16 protein-coding genes are annotated in these 21,823 nt (G+C 40.1%); 10 read left to right on the top strand and 6 right to left on the bottom strand.

The annotated features are described in order from the left end of the window. Positions 1 to 14: 14 nt before the first annotated feature. Entirely contained in the window at positions 15 to 644 is a 630-nt protein-coding gene (udk, locus tag AN393_RS00195; RefSeq protein ID WP_004587190.1) for a uridine kinase, read from the bottom strand. Positions 645 to 839: 195 nt separating this feature from the next. On the opposite strand from udk, the gene AN393_RS00190 reads away from it, so the two are divergent. The 5 genes from AN393_RS00190 (at position 840) to AN393_RS00170 (ending at position 5,488) form a co-directional block, all read left to right on the top strand. Then, positions 840 to 2,057 carry a phosphopentomutase gene (locus AN393_RS00190; RefSeq protein ID WP_055017005.1) on the top strand — a complete coding sequence of 406 codons (1,218 nt, stop codon included), beginning with the start codon at positions 840 to 842 and terminating at the stop codon, positions 2,055 to 2,057. Positions 2,058 to 2,073: 16 nt separating this feature from the next. Beyond that, a complete protein-coding gene (gene deoD, locus AN393_RS00185) occupies positions 2,074 to 2,775 on the top strand; it encodes a purine-nucleoside phosphorylase (RefSeq protein WP_055017004.1) in 702 nt (233 codons plus the stop codon). Positions 2,776 to 3,592: 817 nt separating this feature from the next. Next, on the top strand, positions 3,593 to 4,336 hold the full coding sequence (locus AN393_RS00180; protein WP_055017003.1) for a ferredoxin--NADP reductase: 744 nt from the start codon (positions 3,593 to 3,595) through the stop codon (positions 4,334 to 4,336). A 92-nt stretch (positions 4,337 to 4,428) separates the two neighbouring features. Further along, complete coding sequence (locus AN393_RS00175) at positions 4,429 to 5,154, top strand: nuclear transport factor 2 family protein (RefSeq protein ID WP_055016594.1); 726 nt, start codon at positions 4,429 to 4,431, stop codon at positions 5,152 to 5,154. Between the two features lie 13 nt (positions 5,155 to 5,167). Continuing rightward, on the top strand, positions 5,168 to 5,488 hold the full coding sequence (locus AN393_RS00170; protein ID WP_004589283.1) for a hypothetical protein: 321 nt from the start codon (positions 5,168 to 5,170) through the stop codon (positions 5,486 to 5,488). A gap of 457 nt (positions 5,489 to 5,945) precedes the next feature. Here AN393_RS00170 and AN393_RS00165 read toward each other — a convergent pair whose 3' ends face one another. Next, positions 5,946 to 6,824: a TPR end-of-group domain-containing protein gene (locus AN393_RS00165; protein ID WP_055016595.1), complete on the bottom strand. Its 879-nt coding sequence runs from the start codon at positions 6,822 to 6,824 to the stop codon at positions 5,946 to 5,948. Between the two features lie 646 nt (positions 6,825 to 7,470). Between AN393_RS00165 and katG the strand changes: the two genes are divergently transcribed. Then, positions 7,471 to 9,651 (top strand): catalase/peroxidase HPI, encoded by a 2,181-nt coding sequence (gene katG / locus AN393_RS00160; protein WP_055017002.1) that lies wholly within the window; start codon positions 7,471 to 7,473, stop codon positions 9,649 to 9,651. A 689-nt stretch (positions 9,652 to 10,340) separates the two neighbouring features. On the opposite strand, the gene AN393_RS00150 is transcribed toward katG, so the two are convergent. The 3 genes from AN393_RS00150 to AN393_RS00140 form a co-directional block, all read right to left on the bottom strand. Then, positions 10,341 to 11,942 carry an ABC-F family ATPase gene (locus AN393_RS00150; RefSeq protein WP_082422642.1) on the bottom strand — a complete coding sequence of 534 codons (1,602 nt, stop codon included), beginning with the start codon at positions 11,940 to 11,942 and terminating at the stop codon, positions 10,341 to 10,343. 187 nt (positions 11,943 to 12,129) lie between these two features. Continuing rightward, the gene (locus AN393_RS00145; RefSeq protein ID WP_055017000.1) at positions 12,130 to 12,879 is read right to left on the bottom strand and encodes an ABC transporter substrate-binding protein; all 750 of its coding nucleotides are present in this window, start codon (positions 12,877 to 12,879) and stop codon (positions 12,130 to 12,132) included. After that, positions 12,876 to 13,613: an ABC transporter substrate-binding protein gene (locus AN393_RS00140; protein ID WP_055016999.1), complete on the bottom strand. Its 738-nt coding sequence runs from the start codon at positions 13,611 to 13,613 to the stop codon at positions 12,876 to 12,878. Before AN393_RS00140 ends, AN393_RS00145 begins: the two co-directional genes overlap by 4 nt. A gap of 281 nt (positions 13,614 to 13,894) precedes the next feature. Between AN393_RS00140 and AN393_RS00135 the strand changes: the two genes are divergently transcribed. From AN393_RS00135 to AN393_RS00125, 3 genes are all read left to right on the top strand, one after another. Further along, the gene (locus AN393_RS00135) at positions 13,895 to 14,497 is read left to right on the top strand and encodes a bifunctional 2-polyprenyl-6-hydroxyphenol methylase/3-demethylubiquinol 3-O-methyltransferase UbiG (RefSeq protein ID WP_055016998.1); all 603 of its coding nucleotides are present in this window, start codon (positions 13,895 to 13,897) and stop codon (positions 14,495 to 14,497) included. Further along, positions 14,498 to 17,449 carry a DEAD/DEAH box helicase family protein gene (locus AN393_RS00130; protein WP_055016997.1) on the top strand — a complete coding sequence of 984 codons (2,952 nt, stop codon included), beginning with the start codon at positions 14,498 to 14,500 and terminating at the stop codon, positions 17,447 to 17,449. 456 nt (positions 17,450 to 17,905) lie between these two features. Continuing rightward, positions 17,906 to 18,316: a hypothetical protein gene (locus tag AN393_RS00125; RefSeq protein ID WP_055016996.1), complete on the top strand. Its 411-nt coding sequence runs from the start codon at positions 17,906 to 17,908 to the stop codon at positions 18,314 to 18,316. A 5-nt stretch (positions 18,317 to 18,321) separates the two neighbouring features. On the opposite strand, the gene AN393_RS00120 is transcribed toward AN393_RS00125, so the two are convergent. After that, entirely contained in the window at positions 18,322 to 19,899 is a 1,578-nt protein-coding gene (locus tag AN393_RS00120) for a DNA cytosine methyltransferase (protein WP_055016995.1), read from the bottom strand. A 357-nt stretch (positions 19,900 to 20,256) separates the two neighbouring features. Between AN393_RS00120 and AN393_RS00115 the strand changes: the two genes are divergently transcribed. Then, on the top strand, positions 20,257 to 21,723 hold the full coding sequence (locus AN393_RS00115; RefSeq protein ID WP_055016994.1) for an MvaI/BcnI family restriction endonuclease: 1,467 nt from the start codon (positions 20,257 to 20,259) through the stop codon (positions 21,721 to 21,723). Positions 21,724 to 21,823 lie beyond the last annotated feature (100 nt).

Here is a 21,823-nt window from a genome sequence, read left to right as displayed (position 1 = left end):
GATGTTTCCCGTTATTATTCTTGTAGTAAATACTTAATTTTACTTTTAATAATATCAATCGCAACGCGGTTCATACCGCCTCGAGTCACAACCAAATCAGCGTTATGCTTTGAAGGCTCAATAAATTGATAAAACATCGGTCTAACAGTTGCTTGATATTGCTCAACAACAGATTGTAATGTTCTACCTCTTTTTTCCATGTCTCGTTGCATACGACGCATTAAGCAAATATCAAGGGGGGTATCTATAAACACCTTAATATCAAATTCTTTATTAAGTGCTTTATCACTTAATAATAAAATACCTTCTACTATTAAAATTTTAGCTGCAGCAACGCGGCGAGTTTCATCGCTTCGTGTGTGTTGTGCATAATCATAAGTAGGTACTTCGACAGAGTTACCACTACGAAGTTGAGTTAAATGTTCTAGCATTAACTCATGTTCAAATGCATCAGGATGGTCGTAGTTAGTTTGCGTACGGTGTTCCATAGGCAAATGCGACTGATCCTTGTAATAAGCATCTTCTTCAATAATGGCGATAGCGCCTGGTTCAAGCTCATTAACCAACTCATTGTAAATAGTTTGGCTAAAAAGAGATTTGCCCGACGCCGATGCGCCAGCAATAGCTATAATAGTTCGTGTCACTAAAGTTCTCACCCACACAGAAAAGGAAAAGTTGTTTGGTTGATCACAATAGCAAAAAAGACACGAATAATCTCTTTTGCTTTGCTTAAGAACGCAAATTTATAATGTTTAGCTTTTATGAAACAGGACTTATGTCCTGTACGGAAAATTCGTTCAGCGGATAAAGTAACCACCTAGAAGCAAAGTGAGGTCAACATGGCAAGAGCAATCATCTTAATGGCAGACAGCCTAGGTATAGGCGCAGCACCCGATGCAGACAAATTTGGTGATGTTGGAGCAAATACACTTGCCCACTTGTTAAAAGCATACCACGACGAAACGGGTAAAGCGTTATCGTTACCTAATTTATCTAAATTAGGTTTAATTGATGCCTGTGAGGCAGCAGGTGGCGAAACGTGTTTAGTTTCTGACCGTCAAGCATCACAAGGTGCATGGGGTTATGCAAAAGAGCTTTCAAGCGGTAAAGATACGCCTTCAGGGCATTGGGAAATGGCCGGCGTACCCGTGTTATTTGATTGGGGTTACTTCCTTAAAACACAGCCGAGTTTCCCACAAGAATTTGTAGATGAGTTTATAGCCCGCACGGGTATTCCTGGTATTTTAGGCAACTGCCATGCATCAGGCACCACGATTTTAGAGCAACTTGGTGAAGAGCACGTAAAATCAGGTAAGCCAATTTGTTATACCTCTGCAGATAGCGTATTTCAAATAGCTGCTCACGAAGAGTCATTTGGTCTAGAGCGACTTTACGAAATTTGTGAAATTGCTCGCGAATTACTCGACAAGCTAAATATAGGTCGTGTTATAGCTAGGCCATTTTTAGGCACAAGCAATGCAGACTTTGCTCGCACAGGTAATCGTCGTGATTATTCTGTATTGCCGCCGTCGCCAACATTGTTAGATGTGTTATCTAAACACGGTGGTGAAGTAATAAGCATTGGTAAAATTGCTGATATATATGCACACCAAGGTATTACGCAAAAACATAAAGCCCCAGGGCTAATGAATTTGCTTGAAAAAAGCAGCGAAGTATTAGCAAACGCGCCAGACAACAGCTTAATTTTTACCAATTTAGTTGATTTTGACGAAAAGTTTGGCCACCGTCGTAACCCAGTTGGTTATGCAAAAGCATTAAAAGAATTTGACGATTACTTACCAACTATACTAAACCAATTAAATGCAGATGATGTATTAATGATCACTGCAGATCACGGCTGTGACCCAACCTTTCCAGGTTCTGAGCACACCCGCGAATATGTACCAGTTATAGCTTATCAACCGGGCATGCAAAATACCCCGCTTGGCGAGCGCAATAGCTTTGCAGATATAGGTCAAACCCTTGCACAGTGGTTTAACTTACCTGCACTTGAATACGGCGACGGCTTTTTAAATAAGCTTAACGCGCCTAAATAAAAAGGAAAAACAATTAATGAGTACTCCGCATATTAGTGCAAACGTTGGTGACTTTGCTGAAACAGTATTAATGCCGGGCGATCCGCTTCGTGCACAGTACATTGCTGAAAACTTTTTAGATGATGCAGTACAAGTAACTGGTGTACGTAACATGTACGGCTTTACAGGCACATACAAAGGTAAACCGGTAAGTATAATGGGTTCGGGCATGGGCATACCATCTATGTCTATTTATGCGCGTGAGTTAATTGTAAGCTTTGGCGTAAAAAATATTATCCGTATTGGCACCTGTGGTGGTATTGGTACAGATATTAAAATTCGCGACGTAATTTTTGCACAAGGTGCAAGCACCGACTCAAACGTAAACCGTGCACGTGTTCGTGGTTACGATTTTTCAGCAATTGCTAACTTTGACCTACTTTTAAACGGTGTTAACGCCGCTAAAGAGCTAGGTATAAAAGCAAAGGTAGGTAACGTATTTACTACCGATACTTTCTACCAAGCTGACGACACATTTTACAAAGACCTAGATAAACTAGGAGTACTTGCTGTTGATATGGAAACAGCCGGTTTATACGGTGTAGCAGCAGAGTACGGTGCAAATGCAATGGCATTATTCACGGTAAGTGACCACGTGATCACTGGTGAAGCAACACCAGCCGATGAGCGCCAAAGCACGTTTAACGAAATGGTTAAAATTGCATTAGAGTCTGTTTAATAAACGTAATTTTATTAAATTAGCAAACAGTTCCTTGGTAACGTATTCACTAAGTTTTGGAGACACGCCCAAAGTGAAGTGAGACTAAACCCCCAAAGCCGCATTTTATGCGGCTTTTTTTATGCCCATAAAAGCGTTGCTTTTAAAACGCCAGCAAGCTGCGCGTCTACAGGGCTGGGTTTTGCTCCGGCGTTAGTTTGACTTGTAGACGTTGAGCTTGCTCACGTTAGAAGCGCAGCTTCTCATGACTTTGGCAAAGGGGTTTACACAACGTAAAACGTTGTTTTTAAAACGCCAGCAAGCTGCGCGTCTACAGGGTTGGGTTAAGCTCCGGCGTTAATTTTACTTGTAGACGTTGAGCTTGCTCACGTTAGAAGCGCAGCTTCTCATGACTTTGGCAAATGGGTTTACACAACGTAAAACGTTGTTTTTAAAACGCCAGCAAGCTGCGCGTCTACAGGGAAGGGTTAAGCTCCGGTGTTAATTTTACTTGTAGACGTTGAGCTTGCTCACGTTAGAAGCGCAGCTTCTCATGGCTTTGGCAAAGGGGTTTACACTTAGGTAAAAGCGTTGCTTTTAAAACGCCAGCAATGTGCGCATTAAAAAAAAGTAGCTGGAGTTTACCTCGCGTATTTGTATTAATTTATCGCGGCATAAAGCCGCTGCTACTCATCTTTTTAATAAAATCAATGTTACCCAAAGTAAAAACGTTATGTTTAAAAAGTAGTTGCTCGCAGTGTCACTCTACTTAAGTTAATGCTAGTGTATAAATTACAACCATTTATCATTTTTAAAGCGTTAAGCTATGGAGTTGACTATGTCTAACTGGGTAGATGCAACTGTAAAAAAAGTAATATGGTGGAGCGATACACTGTTTAGTTTAGTCGTAAACGCACGTGTAGAGCCATTTAAAGCAGGGCAGTTTACTAAGCTCTCGATTATGGATGGAGATAAGCGTATTGCACGGGCATATTCTTATGTAAACGCGCCTAATAACCCCGATTTAGAATTTTACCTTATTAATGTAGAGGGTGGTTTATTATCGCCTAAGCTGGCGCAATTAAAACCAGGCGACACTGTATTAATAGAGCAACGTGCTTCTGGCTTTTTTACCCTTGACGAAATACCGCCAAGCCAACAGTTATGGATGTTAAGCACAGGCACCGCAATAGGGCCGTTTTTATCTATTTTGCAGCAACCAGAGGTATGGGAAAAATACACACAAATTAACTTAGTGCACGGCGTACGTTTTAATGCCGATTTAAGCTACCAAAACTTAATACACACGCTTACAAACGCGCACCCTACACAGCTTAATTATATTCCGGTTGTAAGCCGTGAGGAGCCACAACAAGGCCTAAAAGGGCGTATAACGACAGCAATTCAAAACGGTGAGCTGTTTAGTAAAACCCCACACATGCCAACGCCTGATAATGCCCAATTTATGATTTGCGGTAACCCACAGATGGTGAAAGACACAACCGACTTACTTTTAGCCAAAAACTTTAAACGAAATCGTCGCAGAGACCCAGGGCACATAACGGTTGAGCAGTATTGGTAAAGTGTATAACAATCATTTAATTGCTACCCGAAAACGCTCAAATTTGTTATGTTGCAGCATTAACAGCGTTATATGTTCATATTAGGAAAGTTATGAAATCGTTATCTATTATTTTTGCCACGCTTATTGCCACAGTAGCCCTGATCAGTTACGCAGCAGATCAAACCGAAGAGAGTCAACAAGAGCAAAAAAGCACCGAGCAAGCGTCAAGCTCTACTCAAGCCAGCAGTTCGCAACCAAAAGATGAAAAGTTAAACACACTTGAGTACCAAGCCCCAAAGCTTAAAACGCCAAAAGTAGAGACAACTAAACCTGATGATTCAAAAGTACTAGGTAGCGAAACCCCTAAACCGGTAGAAAAACCAAAAACCAAAGTAGAAAAAGCAGCGGCCGTAGCCGAGGCAGAAAAAGCGGTAACCCAAGCCAAAGAAGCATTAACTGCAAAACAACAAGCTAAAGCTAAGCAGTCTCGTGAGTCGCTCGCTGTTGTAGAGCAATTAGTTGAAGCTTATAACGCACGTAACATTGAACAATTTATTCGTATGTACGATGAAGATGTAGAGTTTTATATTTTTCCTAATGAGCTATTATTTAAAGGAAAAGAAAAGCTCATAGCCCGTTACGGCTTAATGTTTAAAAAATTAAAGTGCATTAATAGCTCACCAATAAAGCGTATTGTGCACGGCGACATAGTAATAGATCACGAGCTATCAGAAACCTGTTCAACAGACGAAAACGTGGTAGATAAACGCTCAGAGTTAGTTTCGAGCTACCAAATAAAAGATGGAAAAATAATCCGCGTATTATTTTTTAGATAATAAAAGGCCTACTATGCAGTTAGCAGACGACAAAAAAATTCGCTTAATGTACCGTGTTGAGCCTGGGTGTTTAGGGCCGCAAGGCGCAGATCACATAGAAGACTTTTGTCGTTATGCTAACAAGCACATTAAATCACCTTATTACGGGCAATTTTTGTTTTTACCGCGTTTTGATAAACAAAAAGATGAGCGCCAGTACAGCGTAAAAAACCGTAACTTGTCGCGAGTGCAGGCCAAAGCCTATTTAAATCATTTTGAAATTGATATAGATACCTTCGAAGAGCAACTCGACGAACTCCTCACCAAAGCCATCGATTTATACTTTAAACGCTAACGTTAACATTTTATTTGTTGAGCTTGCTCACGTTAGAAGCGAAGCTTCTCATTACTAGTTACTTCTCTAAAGCGAAGCGCCTCTTCACCTCTTTGTGATTGTATTGGTTTAATATTTACGAGCTATCGCTCGTTACGCCAGCAAGCTGTGCGTCTACAGGGTTGGGTTTAGCACCGGTGTTAATTTTACTTGTAGACGTTGAGCTTGCTCACGTTAGAAGCGTAGCTTCTCATGGCTTTGGCAAAGTGGTTTACGTTTAGGTAAAAACGTTGTTTTTAAACGAAAGCAATGTGCGTCTACAGAGCTGGGTTTAGCTCCGGTGTTAATTTGACTTGTAGACGTTGAGCTTGCTCACGTTAGAAGCGAAGCTTCTCATGGCTTAGGCGTGTAGCTAACGCAATGATAAAAAACCACAACAGCTTTTATATCAACACGTTAGCATCTTGGCTATAAAACTCTAGCTACCTGCCACTATCGCATTAAAGCTGTCGTTATCGTGCAGGCTGGCAAATGCGCTTTCGTGCAATAACTCATTACGTAAGTTTGGCGAGTAATCAAGGGCCATTTTAATATCGGCCAATGCATCGGCATGTTTGTGTGTAAGTGCATACGCACATGCACGCTGCCAGTAGGCATAGCCGTAGTCGCTATCTATATCAATGGCTTGGTTACATAACTCAATGGCTTTGGCGGTTTCGTTTAGCTCTAATAATGCATCCGCTTTGTAGGCAATGGCTTCTACATCTTCCGGCTTACGTTTTAAAATTTCGTCAAATATTTCTATTTTGTTTGCAAAGTCGCTTTCTAGGTTTGCGCGCATCCATAAAGAATGCACCTCGTTAGTGACTGATATACGCTCTTGGTTACTGAGTATTTCTTCTGAGCGTACACGTAGTTTTTCTTCAAGAATTTTTAGGCGATCTTCGTACTCGTCAGTGATCACACTTACACGCGTATTTACTATGTCTTCTACTTTGTTTTTAACATCGCGCAGCGAGTTCCAACCTACTAAAACCAAAATAGAGGCCGTAGCAGTAATAATAAAAAATACATTATTTATTGTGTCGGTGGTGTAAATAAGCGCTCTGTCGGCGGTGTCTAATTGGGCGTGGGTAACTTGTTTAGTTACATCTTCGCGTAATTGTTGTTGGTCTTGGCGAACAGCTTTTAACTCATCAAGAATATAGCGTTCTAAAAGCGGTTTATACATAGGCTCATTTAATTGTGCTAACGCTTGTTGCTGTTGCTGTTCTGTTGGGGCAGCTGACTCTTGTGCATTAACAGTATTTAAAAGCGAAAAAAAACAAATAAATAGAATAGATATATAAAAACGCATGGGTACGCCTAAGTTAATTATTAGTGACTAACCGCACTTTAACATGCAAGGCTTATTGGCACTAGGGCGTGTTGGCTTTGAACATAAAACAACATAGCAAACTCACATAACTTTAAAGCGCACTAAGTGTTAGGCAAAAAAAGCCAGCCCAAAGTGGACTGGCAAAACTGCTTAAAACAACAATAAATTGTCGCAGGGAAATAACAGGAGTGAGTGGTCATAATAATCAAGTTAATCTGAACATTTACTTAATTATTTAAAATAGATTTCAATAAGTTATAAAGTAAAGGTGCATTGGGCTTAGTAATGCACCTTTATAAACAACTTTAATTTCATGGTGAAGGGGGGTATTCCAATGTGCGCTTAATTAAAAGCCACTTTCAAACCCTTCACATAACATTACGGGTTAACTATTTAATCCGATCACTTAAATTTCAGCGCTTAAACATTATCCAATAAACCAATGGTTTCAATCGATTTAATTCAAGTTAATACACTGGCGAATGTAATATTTGGGGTCTATATTGTTTGGGCAGTAAACAAAAATTATGCGCAAAATTAATACACCTTAGCGTGTTACTTCAAATGTAGGCGCTGGGGCTTGAGTAAAATAGTTAAACTCTTCATTTAAAGTAAGGAGCTGATAATGAGCAGCACTAAAACGGGCCAATGCCCGGTAATGCACGGTAGTAACTCAGTTATTTCTAAAGTAAACACAGATTGGTGGCCAAATACTCTAAATTTAGACATTCTTCATCAGCACGACACCAAATCAAACCCCTACGGCACAGACTTTAACTACGCCGAAGCATTCAAATCTCTCGATTTAGACGCAGTTAAAGCAGACCTAAAAGCATTTATGACCGATAGCCAAGATTGGTGGCCTGCCGATTGGGGTCATTACGGCGGCTTAATGATCCGCATGGCATGGCACTCTGCAGGTACGTATCGATTATCAGACGGCCGTGGTGGTGCAAGCACCGGTAACCAGCGTTTTTCACCGCTTAATTCGTGGCCAGATAACGCAAGCCTAGATAAAGCGCGCCGACTACTATGGCCAATTAAGAAAAAATACGGCAATAAACTTTCATGGGCCGACCTATTTATTTTGGCCGGTAATATGGCATACGAATCAATGGGCTTAAAAATTTATGGCTTTGCAGGGGGACGTGAAGACATATGGCACCCAGAAAAAGACATATACTGGGGCGCAGAAAAAGAATGGCTAGCACCAAGTGATGAGCGATACGACAACGTAGAAAAGCCCGACACAATGGAAAATCCATTAGCTGCAGTACAAATGGGCTTAATTTACGTAAACCCAGAAGGTGTAAATGGTATACCCGATCCTCTTAAAACGGCGCAGCACGTACGTGAAACCTTTGCACGTATGGCAATGAACGATGAAGAAACCGCAGCGCTTACCGTAGGTGGCCACACAGTGGGTAAAACTCACGGTAACGGTAAAGCTGAACACTTAGGCCCAGAACCCGAAGCAGCCGACGTACACGAGCAAGGCCTAGGTTGGAACAGCACTAAAGAAGGCGGCTTTGGCCGCAATACCGTAACATCGGGGCTAGAGGGCGCGTGGACAACCCACCCAACAAAATGGGACAACGGCTACTGCCACTTACTATTAAATTACGAGTGGGAACTAACTAAAAGCCCTGCAGGTGCGCACCAATGGGAGCCTGTAAATATTAAAGAAGAAGACAAACCGGTAGATGTAGAAGACCCATCAATTCGTTTAAACCCAATGATGACCGACGCCGATATGGCCATGAAGGTAGACCCAATCTACCGTAAAATTATTGAACGTTTTAACGACGACTTTGAGTATTTTTCTGACGTGTTTGCCCGCGCATGGTTTAAACTTACACACCGCGACTTAGGCCCTAAAGCGTGTTACTTAGGTAAAGATGTACCAAGCGAAGACCTAATTTGGCAAGACCCAATTCCAAGTGTTGACTACACCTTATCAGAGGATGAGATTAGCGAGCTAAAAGCACAAATTCTTGATTGCGGCGTAAGCGCAACCGATTTAATTACTACAGCCTGGGATAGCGCACGTACGTACCGTGGTTCAGACCGCCGTGGTGGTGCAAATGGCGCGCGTATTCGCTTAGCTCCGCAAAAAGATTGGCAGGGTAATGAGCCAGAGCGCCTAGCAAACGTACTTAACGCCCTTGAAAAATTTAAAGCAGGGTTAGCTAAACCTATCAGCATTGCAGATTTAATCGTATTAGGTGGCACAGCTGCTGTAGAGCAAGCGGCAAAACAAGCTGGTGTTGATGTAACAGTACCGTTTGCGCCAGGACGCGGCGATGCAACCGACGAAATGACCGATGCCGAATCGTTTGAACCGTTAGAGCCAGTGCACGACGGCTTTAGAAACTACCTTAAAGGTGACTTTAGCGTATCGCCAGAAGAGCTACTGTTAGAGCGTAGCCAGCTAATGGGCCTAACTGCACCAGAAATGACCGTACTGTTTGGCGGAATGCGCGTGCTAGGCACCAACTACGCAGGCAGCAAGCACGGTGTATTTACAGATAATGTAGGCACGCTTTCTACCGACTTTTTTGTAAACCTAACCGACATGGCCAATAACTGGAAACCGTCTGAGCCAGGTGTTTACAACATTGTTGAACGTAAAACAGGCACCATAAAATGGACTGCAACACGTATAGATTTAGTGTTTGGTTCAAACTCTATATTACGTGCATTAAGCGAATTTTACGCACAAGACGACAACAACGAACGTTTTGTACATGACTTTGTAAATGCATGGGTAAAAGTAATGAACGCCGACAGATTTGATCTTAAATAAATCATTTTAATAGGCATAAAAGGGGAGCAACATTGCTCCCCTTTTTTATTGTCTAAATTTTAGCTTTGAGCTTGTATTTGTTGTGCTTGCTCACTTTAGAAGGATAGCCCCGGCGTTAATTTGACTTGTAGACGTTGAGCTTGCTCACGTTAGAAGCGAAGCTTCTCATGGCTTTAGCAAAGGGGTTTGCACAGGGCAAAAGCATTGCTTTTAAACGCCAGCAAGCTGTGGGTCTACAGGGTTGGGCTTAGCTCCGGCGTTGTAGACGTCGAGCTTGCTCACGTTAGAAGCGTAGCTTCTCATGGCTTTAGCTAAGGGGTTTAACAGCAGGGTAAAAGCGTTGCTTTTAAAACGCCAGCAAGCTGCGCGTCTACAGAGCAGGGTTAAGCTCCGGCGTTAATTTGACTTGTAGACGTTGAGCTTGCTCACGTTAGAAGCGTAGCTTCTCATGGCTTTAGCAAAGGGGTTTGCACAGGGTAAAAGCGTTGCTTTTAAAACGCCAGCAAGCTGCGCGTCTACAGGGTTGGGCTTAGCTCTTATGGCTAAAACAATGCACACCCGCCTATTCAAACACCCACAAAAAAAGGTGCTAAACAGCACCTTTTTAAAATGGTTTAGGCTTTATTTTTAATTTTGAAACCTAAAAACTTAAACCTAAAACAGACGCGATATAAAATCGTGGCTACAACTTAAGCAATTTTTTTCTCTTCTATGCTTGCTAGGTATTCATCAAACGTACCCTGAAAATCAATAACTTGTTTATCTTTAATATCAATAATACGGGTCGCTAATGACGATACAAACTCGCGATCGTGGCTTACAAAAATAAGCGTGCCTTTAAAGTCTTTTAATGCATTATTAAGCGCTTCAATGGCTTCCATATCCATGTGGTTGGTTGGCTCGTCCATTACCAGTACGTTTACGTCTTGCATCATTAACTTACCAAATAACAAACGGTTTTTTTCACCACCTGAGCAGTTACGCGCTTTTTTGTTTGCATCGTCGGCGGTAAACAATAAACGCCCTAACATGCCGCGCACCATTAAATCGTTGTGCTTGGCTGTGCGCCACTGCGACATCCAATCGAATAACGTTAAATCGTTATCAAAATCTTTTGTGCTGTCTTGCGGGCAGTAACCAAAGGTCGCATTTTCTGACCATTTAATCTCGCCTTCATTGCATTTTAGCTCGTTTACCAAACAGCGTAAAAAAGTGGTTTTACCCACACCGTTTTCGCCAATAATGGCAAGTTTAGCGCCGGCTTCTAATAAAAAGTCGCCGCCGCTAAATAAGGTTTCGCCATCAAAACCGTGGCCAAGCTTGGTGACTTCAAGCGCTTGGCGATACATTTTTTTACCCTCGTCAAAACTCAGTGACGGGCTCATACGGCTTGACGCTTTAACGTCGTCTAGCTTTATTTTTTCCATTTTTTTAGCGCGCGAACTGGCTTGCTTAGCCTTTGAGGCGTTTGCGCCAAAGCGGTTAACAAAGTCTTGTAGCTCATCAATTTCAGCACTCTTTTTAGCGTTTTCGGCTAATAACTGCTCACGCTGCAAGCTAGACGCTTCTAAAAACTTTTCGTAATTACCTGGGTAAATTCGCAGCTCGCCGTAGTCAATATCGGCCATGTGAGTACATACCGAATTTAAAAAATGGCGGTCATGCGAAATAATAATCATGGTGCATTTACGTTTATTAAGCTCGTTAGCAAGCCACGTAATGGTATGAATATCCAAGTTATTGGTTGGCTCATCGAGTAGCAGTATGTCTGGGTTTGCAAATAGCGCCTGCGCTAAAAGCACACGTAATTTCCAACCTGGGGCAACATTTGCCATTAACCCATAATGAAACTCTTTATCTATACCCGCTTCTATTAGTATTTCTTCAGCGCGGCTTTCGGCTGTGTAACCGTCCATTTCGGCAAAAACGCTTTCAAGGTCGGCCACCTTCATGCCGTCTTCTTCGCTCATTTCGGGTAATGAATAAATACGGTCGCGTTCTTGCTTTACTTTCCAAAGCTCTACGTCGCCCATAATTACGGCATCTACAACGCTGTATTGCTCAAAAGCAAATTGGTCTTGGCTTAAGTTACCTACTTTAAGCCCCGGCGTAATCGACACATTACCCGCACTTGGCACAAGCGCACCGCTTAAAATTTTCATGAAGGTCGACTTACCACAGCCGTTAGCGCCAATTAAACCGTAACGGTTACCGTTACCAAATTTAGCTGAAATGTTTTCAAACAACGGCTCTGCGCCAAACTGCATCGTAATATTTGCGGTGGAGATCAAAAAGTTAGTCCTAGAATGAGTACTGACAGGGGCCAACTGCAGCAAAACGCCACAAACAAGACCAAGCAATAGGGTAAATTAGCTGGCGAATTATACAGATCCCCCCACGGTAATGAAAGGTAAAAGATACACACCTAAAAGGGCTGAAAGTTAAGTTATAAATAAACAGTAAGGAGAAAGCCGTAGTTTAATAGAGGTTATAAATGCGCTTAATAGCCGCCTTGTTATTTTTAATAAGGCGATTAATTACAGCAACCTCGTTAAGCGTTATTGTTTTTTTGCTCATTATAAAATGCACATTATTTACGTGAACAGGCGCTACTTGCTCAACCGGCAATATACCAGCGTAATTTTTAGTAAAGTAAGCGGCCACTAACGAATCATCCACTACAAAATCTACCCGCTTTTTATTAAGTAAAGCAAAGCGTTTATCGGCCTCGGAGGTAAGCACTATTTGCTCACTATACTTTTCACTTAATGCTTTAAATGCCTGCCCTAAATAGCTACCGCCATTAATACCCGTTGTTAAGCCTTTTTTAAAAAGCTGCTCTAAGGAGCTAATGTTTGCCGAGTCAGTGTGTTGATACAACATCATAGCTTCTTCGCGGTAAGGCAAACTAAAGTGAGCGTACACCTCACGTTCGCGGGTTTTACTCGCCGCAAACATTAAATCTATACGGCCATGTTTTAACTCTTCCAAGGCACGTTGCGAGTTAGGTAATAAGGTAAAATTTATACAAAAGGGAGAGTCTTTAAAAATGGTTTTAATTACATCTATTTCAGAACCCGTTAAAGCATTATTTTTTAGTACAACATACGGCGGCCAATAGCGCTCGTTAGTGCCTACGTTAATTGTTTTATCGCACGCCACTGCACTGGCACAAAACAGCCCCAAACAGGCTACCCATATTACTAAATATATTCGCAATCTACTCATTCAAATAACGCCTTAAGCGCCGCGTTCTTTTTTAAAATATGCGCGTTAATAATGTTAACCTCATCAAGCGTTACCGTTTTTTTGCTCAGCATTAAGTGTATTTGATCTTTATTTATAGCGGGTATAGTAGGGGCCGCAATTAAATTTTTACCCCGTTTACTTAAATAATTGCCTACTAGCTCGTCTTCTATTGCGTAATCTATACGTTGTTTATTTAGCATTTCAAAGCGCTTACTGGTTGCACTAGTGTACTCAATTTGTTTTTTATGGCTGTGTTTATACTGCTCAAACTCTTTGCCGTAATAGCTACCAAAATTAGCGCCAATGGTTAAACCTTGGTCAAAAATTTCGGCTAAATTTTTAGCTTTATGTAAATTGTTTATATTTTCGTATAAACGCATAACCTCGGTGCGGTACGGCTTTGTAAAATGAACGTGTTTAGCGCGCTCATTGGTATAGCTGGCCGCCCAGCCTATGTCTATTCGGCCATAGCGCAGCTCGGTAAAAGCCCGTTTAGAATTAGGCAACAGTTTTACTTCAAAGCAAAAAGGCGAGTCTTTAAAAATAATATTTAACGCTTCTACCTCTTTACCCTGAAACTGCCCATTAATACCCATAACATAAGGCGGCCAAAAAGCATCATGCGAGGCAACCGTTAGTGTTTTTTCGCAGGCAAACACACCCCAAGAAGCACTAAACAATACACACATTAATAAGGTTATTAATTTATTCATTAAAACTCTAAGGTACGTTTTTAATCGTTATTTAAACAGTATAACCCAGCAAAACAATATAATAATGAATGAGACGTTAAAGTTGTAAAAAAATGTATCTAAAAGCAAAGAGTTTACGCTTGGGAGAAATGATTAATGCAAAATTCAATACAAACAGCGTATTAAGCTAAAAAAACCTACTTATAAGTTCTTTAATTTATTGGCCTGTTCCTGTAGATTAAACAAAGATGAATACAGCATTAACGTTGCAAACGCACAAAAGCCAAGGAGCGGTATAAGCAGTGCCCAATACCACACTAAATTATTATAACCAACATGCACAAACTTTTAGCGACTCAACACTTAATGTTGATATGTCGGCGCTTTACCGTGAGTTTTTACCGTATGTTGCACAAAACGGCCATGTGCTAGATGCAGGTTGTGGCTCAGCACGTGATGCCGCCTATTTTAAAAGCCAAGGTTTTAGTGTGTCGGCCTTTGATGCAAGCACCGCTCTTGCAAAGTTAGCCAGTAATTACTTACAACAACCAGTCGAGGTTAAAACATTTCAAGAGCTTGAGTGTATAAATAAATACGATGGCATTTGGTGCTGCGCGAGTTTATTGCATGTACCAAAAGTAGAGTTACCACAGGTGTTTTTAAACCTACAAAATGCGCTTAAACCGAGTGGCGTTTTGTATGTATCGTTTAAATATGGCACGCAAGAACGCGAACATAATGGCCGTAAATTTACCGATTTAACCGAGCAGTTATTAAGTAATTTGCTAAATCAGCACACGCAATTGCGCATAGTTAAGCACTGGCAAAGTGTTGATCAACGCCCAGGGCGCGAAAGCGAAGTGTGGCTCAATGCCTTGTTAACGCATAGCAAAGCGAAATTATAAGTGAATAGTTTTAGCGAACATCAACACCTGCAAAGTAATAACCAACAGCTTATTACGGGTGATAATGACCCGTTATTACCTAACCTTGTGCATGCCATAAACAATGCCACTGAGATTGAAATTACAGTTTCATTTATTCAGCCAAGTGGCTTAGCACTGTTGTTCGACCCACTAAGCGAAGCGTTACAAAGTGGCGCAACGCTTAAATTACTTACCTCAGACTACCTCGATATTACTCATCCCAATGCGTTAAGAGAACTTATGGCGTTAGTAGATCGAGGAGCCGATGTGCGCATTTACCAAACGCATAGTAATCAAAGCTTTCATATGAAGTCGTATATATTTGTTAAAACAAACGACCAAAACGAGATTACTGATGGCTGTGCCTTTATTGGCTCAAGTAATATTAGTGCCAGCGCATTAACCAAAGGGCACGAGTGGAACTTTAGACACGATTATACGCAACCAAAAACAAGCCAAGCAGCAAAGCAGTTTTTAAGTATTCGCACAGCTTTTGAAAATATTTTTAATCACGAATTTGTTACCCATTTAAGCCATAAATGGATAAATAGCTACATTACTAGGCGTAAAACACAGCAATTTGTATCGGTAAACCACGCTGATACAGCTGAGCAAGTTATTGAAAAGAATGAAGCTAAAACACCAAGGCCAGCTCAAATTGAAGCGCTTAATGCCTTAGCGCAAACGCGTACCGAGGGCTTTAAGCGTGGCTTAGTGGTTTTAGCAACGGGTATGGGTAAAACATGGTTAAGTGCATTTGATGTAAAACAGTTCAAAGCAAAACGTATTTTATTTGTAGCGCATCGCGAAGAAATACTTTTGCAAGCACAGCGAACATTTTCTGAATTACTCACTCTATCTACTGGGTTTTATAACGGTAAACAGCGAGACAAAAACGCTGAGTGTTTATTTGCCTCAATTCAAACCATTGGCCGAAGTAACCACTTGAAGCAGTTTGCACCAACAGCATTTGATTACATTATTGTCGACGAATTTCACCATGCAAGTGCGCGTGTATATCGCCAGCTTTTAAACTACTTTGAACCTCAATTTTTACTGGGTTTAACAGCTACACCAGAGCGTACCGACCAAGCTGATATTTTAGGGTTATGCGACAACAACCTAGTGTTTGAGCGTAACTTAACGCAGGGGATAGACCAAAAAACGTTAGTGCCATTTCATTACTATGGTATTTGGGACGAAAACGTAAACTATCAAGCTATTCCGTGGCGCAATGGTCGATTTGATCCCGCTGCACTAGAAAACAAATTTGCGACTCAAAAACGGGCAGACCACGCACTTTTACAATGGCAGCAATACAAGCAGCAGCGCACATTAGGCTTTTGTATTTCAACCAAACATGCCGATTACATGGCTGATGCGTTTAATAAAGCGGGTGTAAAAGCGCTATCTGTACATAGCCAGTCAAAAGTACGCCGTAATGATGCACTAAAACAATTAGAACAGCGTCAAGTTGAAGTATTATTTACTGTTGATTTGTTTAACGAAGGGACTGATTTACCAAGCATTGATACCATATTAATGCTGCGCCCAAGCGACTCTAAAATACTCTTTTTACAGCAATTAGGACGGGGTTTACGCACCCTTGAAGGTAAAACACATTTAGTGGTGCTTGATTTTATTGGTAACCACCACAGCTTTTTAAATAAACCCTATGCACTACTTCATGAGACCACGCCAACTGGTGTAGTTAAAAAGCTTAAAAAGCCAAATCTAGCTGATGGCTGCTTTATAAATATTGATTTAAAAGTCACCGACTTCTGGCAACAGCTAGCTAAGGCGCAGCGCACCACGGCGCTTGAAGATATAACACAACTTGCTGAGCAACTTGGGCATTTACCCACCTTAAGTGAGTTTTACTACCACTATGGGGATATAAAAAAGGTAAACAGCAATTACACTAGTTGGTTTGATCTAATTGCTCAAACACAAAATATTGATGACGAAGCACAGCAAAGTGCCAAGCAATTAGCCCCGTTTTACGACTTTTTACATAAAGGTATACAAACAACCAGTATGACCAAATGCTTCAAAGCTATTTTGCTTGAAGCGTATGTTGCTTTAAATGGCTTTGCCAAACCCCCAACAGTTGCAGAACTTGCGGCTATGAGTGCTAAGGTTTTAGCGCGCCATCCAAATTTAAAGCAACACGATTTACCTATTAAAGAACAGCAAGCGGCTGCAAATTCACAAACATGGCAAAGCTACTGGCGTAAAAATCCAATTAAAGCCTACACCAATAAAAATAAAGACGGCACACAATGGTTTACCTTACAAAACGACATCGTAAAAGCCACGTTTGACGTACCCGCAGAAAAATGCGAATTACTAAACAACGCCGTGTTAGAACTAGTTGAATACACCTTAGCTAAATACAGCCAACGGCTAAAAGTAAAAACGCCAACCACGAAAAAAAATACAGAGCAAAAACCTAACAATGTAACTCAGCTAGCGTTTAAAGATCTTGCCGATACAGCAAAAGAACAAGATAACGCATTAAAACTGCCGTGTTTCCCCAATATTAAAATTGCCTGTGGGCATTTTAAAACTGGCGATAGCAGCGATGTTGAATATTTAGACGCGCCACTTGGCGCAGGCAAGCTTGATCCACAAATACATTTTTTAGCACACGCATCGGGTAACTCTATGAATGGCGGAAAACACCCAATACTTGATGGCGACTTATTGTTACTTGAACTTATAACCTCCGACAAAGCGGGTTCGCTTCGCGATCAAATAGTTGTTATAGAACGAGACGATATAAGCGGAGACGGGCAGTATTTACTGCGAAAAGTAAATAAATTACCTAATGGGCAATATGAGCTAATTGCTCAAAACCCAGATTACGAGGTAATGATTGCAGATGAAAGTATGCGAACATTCGCACGCTTTAAACAAGTGGTTTTGTAGTCGCGATTTTATATCGCGTTTTAACGTGTAGACGCGCAGCTTGATGGCGTTAAAAGCGTAGCTTTTAAAATAGGTTTTTGCGTGAGAATTTAAGGGATTTAATAACCTCTATTCGAGGTTTTATCGCGTTGGCGATGGCAACCAAAGGGTGAATACCGCCGTCCACCCTTTGGAATCCCACTGCGCACCCGAGGATCACACTGTCTCCTCAAGTTAAAAATTGATGTGAACGTAAGCGCCGTGTATTCGCCATCCATGGCGAAGTCACGGCTTAACTTGCATCCATGCAAGTGATTACTCATCAACTTATAACTTTCGGGTGTGATCACGGGGAGTTGGAGTGTGTTGGTAGATTGGGTGTTTATCAATATAAGTATGCAGAGTTCTTATATTCAAAGAAGCTGCAATTTAACTGAAAGTTAATTTAACTAACTTATAACTTTAAGGGGTGAATAAATGGCAATACAGCCAATTAAATTTAGTAAATCATGTATAAAAACACTAACAGCTGTAGAAGCGGATGAAGCACGTTCGCACCAGCATGAATTTCAAGGAGTTGCTCCGTTAAAAGAAATGTTTGGTTATGCTAAATTAACTACCAAAGCTACTTTTTCAATTAGAGGTAGTAGCGATTCGTACTCAGCGGATCTAACTTGGTATGATGCTAGAGAAGGAAATCCAAATCGCTCTGCTGAATATAGGTTATATTTTCAAAGCTCCCCTGTAATGGAGGCGGCTCAAGAGGGTGATGTAATAGTAATTGGATATGATAAGAATAATAATATTCACTGTGAACTTATTCAGAGCCAAAGATTAACAAATCAAAATACTCAATGGCAAATATCCCAAAATACAGTTCATTATTGATGCTGCTAGTTACGTTTAATTAAATTAGCTAAGCACGCTCCTAATCTGTAGCCTAAAAGTGGTGGAACTGCATTACCTACTTGAGTATATTGCGGTACTTCAAACTTACGCATTTGCCCACCTGTAGTAATTTTTGAGCGAAACTCAAATTGGTCAGGGAATGATTGTATTCGAGCCATTTCCCTTACAGTCAGTACGCGAAGTTCGCACTTATCGTAATGACAGGCGTCGTCTGGGATTGATAGCGCTGCAGGTGCAGGAGAATCTGCAATTAATGCTTTTTGAGTTTGTTTTTTAGTCGGATGTTCTAATAGGTATTGGATTAGATCAGACTTATTTTTAAATTTAATCAATTTGTTTTGATGATTTAAAAATTCTTTATTAATTAATAAAGCAGCGCTCTCATTACTTAAGGTCGCTATACCATTTTTAAGAATATTAAATACGTCTTTTGTTACTTGTTTTTTATCAATGTCTTGCAATATTTGGTAAATTCTAAAACGTCTTTTTACAATATCACTGTTTGCCCTTAGTGCATGATTTTTTAGCTCGGTGGCACCCCCTAGGACACCTGAAAAATGAGTATTTAATTCATTAATATATGTAGATTTTTTTGATGGACTAGTTAGCTTTAAATCATCAAGTGCATCTTTTACTGTTGCGGTATCATCAGCGATTAAGGAACTGAGAAAGCTATCTTTAAAGAGCTTAATGTGCTCTGCTTTTGTTATGTCGAAATAAGGTAGATCACTAAATTTTACGTTATTAATGTTCTTCTTAGTTTTTTTGAAAAAGTAAACTGATTGTTTGAATAATTCTATTTCAGTTTCATTTAAATTCTTAAGCTTTTCAAAATAGTCATCACGTATTGCAATCATGATAAAGCGAGGTCTGTTTTGAGCTATACCGGCAAATTTGGCATTAATATGTAAGCAAAGCGGAATATAACCTTTGGTTGCAAATACCTTTGCAACTTCATGCCATGCATGAAATTTGTTTCCGTCTTCATCCTTAAAGGCGCGTAAAATACCTGTAACGTTTTCTAGCATTGCAATTTTAGGGCGAACGAGTGACACAAAAGTTGCAAATTCCCAAGGTAGAGTATTTTTATCACAATCTTTTTTACGCATACCCGCCATACTGAAACTTTGGCAAGGTGGTCCGCCAGATACTAGATCTAACTCACCTTTACCGAATGAGTTGTGGAGTTCATAGCATAATGCTGAGTTTGCTTTTAATAGCTTATTAAGCTCAACAATACTGCCAACTACAAGTTTATTTTGAAAATTATTTAAGTCGTTAGGTAAATCAGAGTACCCATCTTTATTGTCGAACTCAGGGAAGTGAAAAGGGTTTTCCCTTAATCTAGGTTTTAAGTCTTTATAATTACTGTTTAGCCATATTGTATTTGCTGGCATTAAGTTATCTTCAGCTAATTGTGCTAAATCTTCTTTAAAAAAATTATAAGCAAAAGTTTCTGCCGCCATTGGAGAGAGTTCATTAGCAAGTACGGTATTAAAACCGACACTTTCTAGTCCTAAAGTTAAGCCGCCACAGCCTGCAAACAATTCAATATGATTCAAAACACACCAAGTAATAAATGGAAACCACAGAATTTTACGGTAATCGCCTCTAAAAGTCCAGGTAAGAATTTATTATTTTATCTGTTGACTTAAGAGTATGAAAAGAATAAGTTAATTTAAGGCTTATGAGAGTAGCCTTCCTTCCTGTAAAGACCCTTTGTGTCCTCTCTGTAGATAAAGTTGTGAATTCGCAGCTAGATTTACAGTGTTCGGACTGAAATCAATTTATTACTTTAACTACATACATTTCTGGCGCGGGAAGTGCCGTCCTGATTATAGGAGAAGCGTTTAGCATCACCCATTTAACTTAAATTTATTTTAGCTGCGATGAATTCCAAAATATTTGGACCATCGAAAATGATAAATGAAAAACGACTTAAGCAAGAAGCAAAACTTTTAAAGAAAAACAATGACAGTTTAAATCAAGCCCAAGCACTAAATATTGTTGCTCGTAAGTACGGCTATTCTAGTTGGCCTGATGTTTCAAAAGAGTTAAAAAAGCAAGAGGTAGAAGGTATTCCCATACCAAGCATTTCAACAAATTTTGTTGAATACAATGAAGTTGAAATGTCAGATAAGGATTATGAGGTTTATGATCAAGAAAGGGCCAGTGATTTACAACTAGACCAAAAATTATTGTTGAGAAGTAATACCGTTGCTTTGACCAAGTTAGGTGTTGAGTTTTCTCTTTTTGAGCCTACGCAAACAGGTTTGAATAAATCTATTCTGGATGCAACTCAATCAGTAAGAGATCATTTTGAGTTAGAGGAATTTCATTATTACTTCGAACAAGAACAAGGCGTTATAAGAAAAGAAGTTAGCTACTTAGTTAATCAGAATGAAATAAAAGAAATTCTAGGAAGTTTTTACCGCCCTAAAACTAAGCAGGGTGATCCAAGGATGTGGTATAGGCAATTACCAAAGTTTGCCACTGCAGGTGATCAAATTGCTATTATTATTTATCAGGGAGCCCCGCATCTTATTAATCTTAGTCAAGTTAATTTAGAGAATGAATTACAAAACCCTTATAGCCAAATATATAAATTAATAAAAAGTTATATAAATAAGGAATTCTCTTATTCAGCAGAGTTACTTGATAAAATAAAAGAATTAGCTAAACAACCATTTAAAGCACAGCGAAGTGGTGATACAGCAATAGGTTACACATTAGAGGCTTTACTTGGTATAGATGCAAATTCATCAAAAGATCCTGATTATCATGGTATTGAAATAAAGTCTGGTAGAGGTGGTAAAAACCGAACAACTTTATTTGCCCAAGTTGCTGATTGGAATTTAAGTCCTTGTGGTTGCAAGGAAGTTGATTTTACTAAAGGCTCTAGTGCAAAAATTTTAGATAGATACGGCTATGAAAGAGAAGATGATTTTAAATTGTACTGCACAGTCAGCACTCAACGCCAAAATACTCAAGGACTGCATTTTATATTCAACAAGCAAAAGGATCAGCTTGAAGAATGGTATCGAAATGAAGAATTAGTCGCTGTTTGGCCTGCTAAGTTATTGAAAAAAAGGCTAACTGAAAAGCACTCAGAGACTTTTTGGGTGCAAGCTAAAAGCTTCAAAGAAGGTGGAGAGGAATTTTTTCAACTAGAAAAAATAGTTCATACTAAAGCACCTGTTTTGAGTCAGCTCATACCATTGATCTGTTCAGGTGTTATTACAATGGATCATTTGATAAAACGCTCCGGTAAAACTGGTCGTGTTACAGAAAAGGGGCCGCTATTTAAAATAGATAAAAGAAATTTAGAGTTACTTTTTCCTGAGCCAGTTGAGATTAATTTGAAGAATGAAACTCAAAATGTTTAGTAGGGGGTAGATTAACCTGGCGCTGCCAAGACAATTTCCCGTGATCACATCCGAAATTGAATTAATGATGAGTAATAGCAGCGCATGGCGGAATTTTGTT

Origin of the sequence: Pseudoalteromonas sp. P1-25 (assembly GCF_001401805.1) — a bacterium.
Lineage (GTDB): Bacteria > Pseudomonadota > Gammaproteobacteria > Enterobacterales > Alteromonadaceae > Pseudoalteromonas.
Note: the sequence above shows the minus strand (reverse complement) of the source record. Positions and strands in the feature narration are given on the sequence as shown.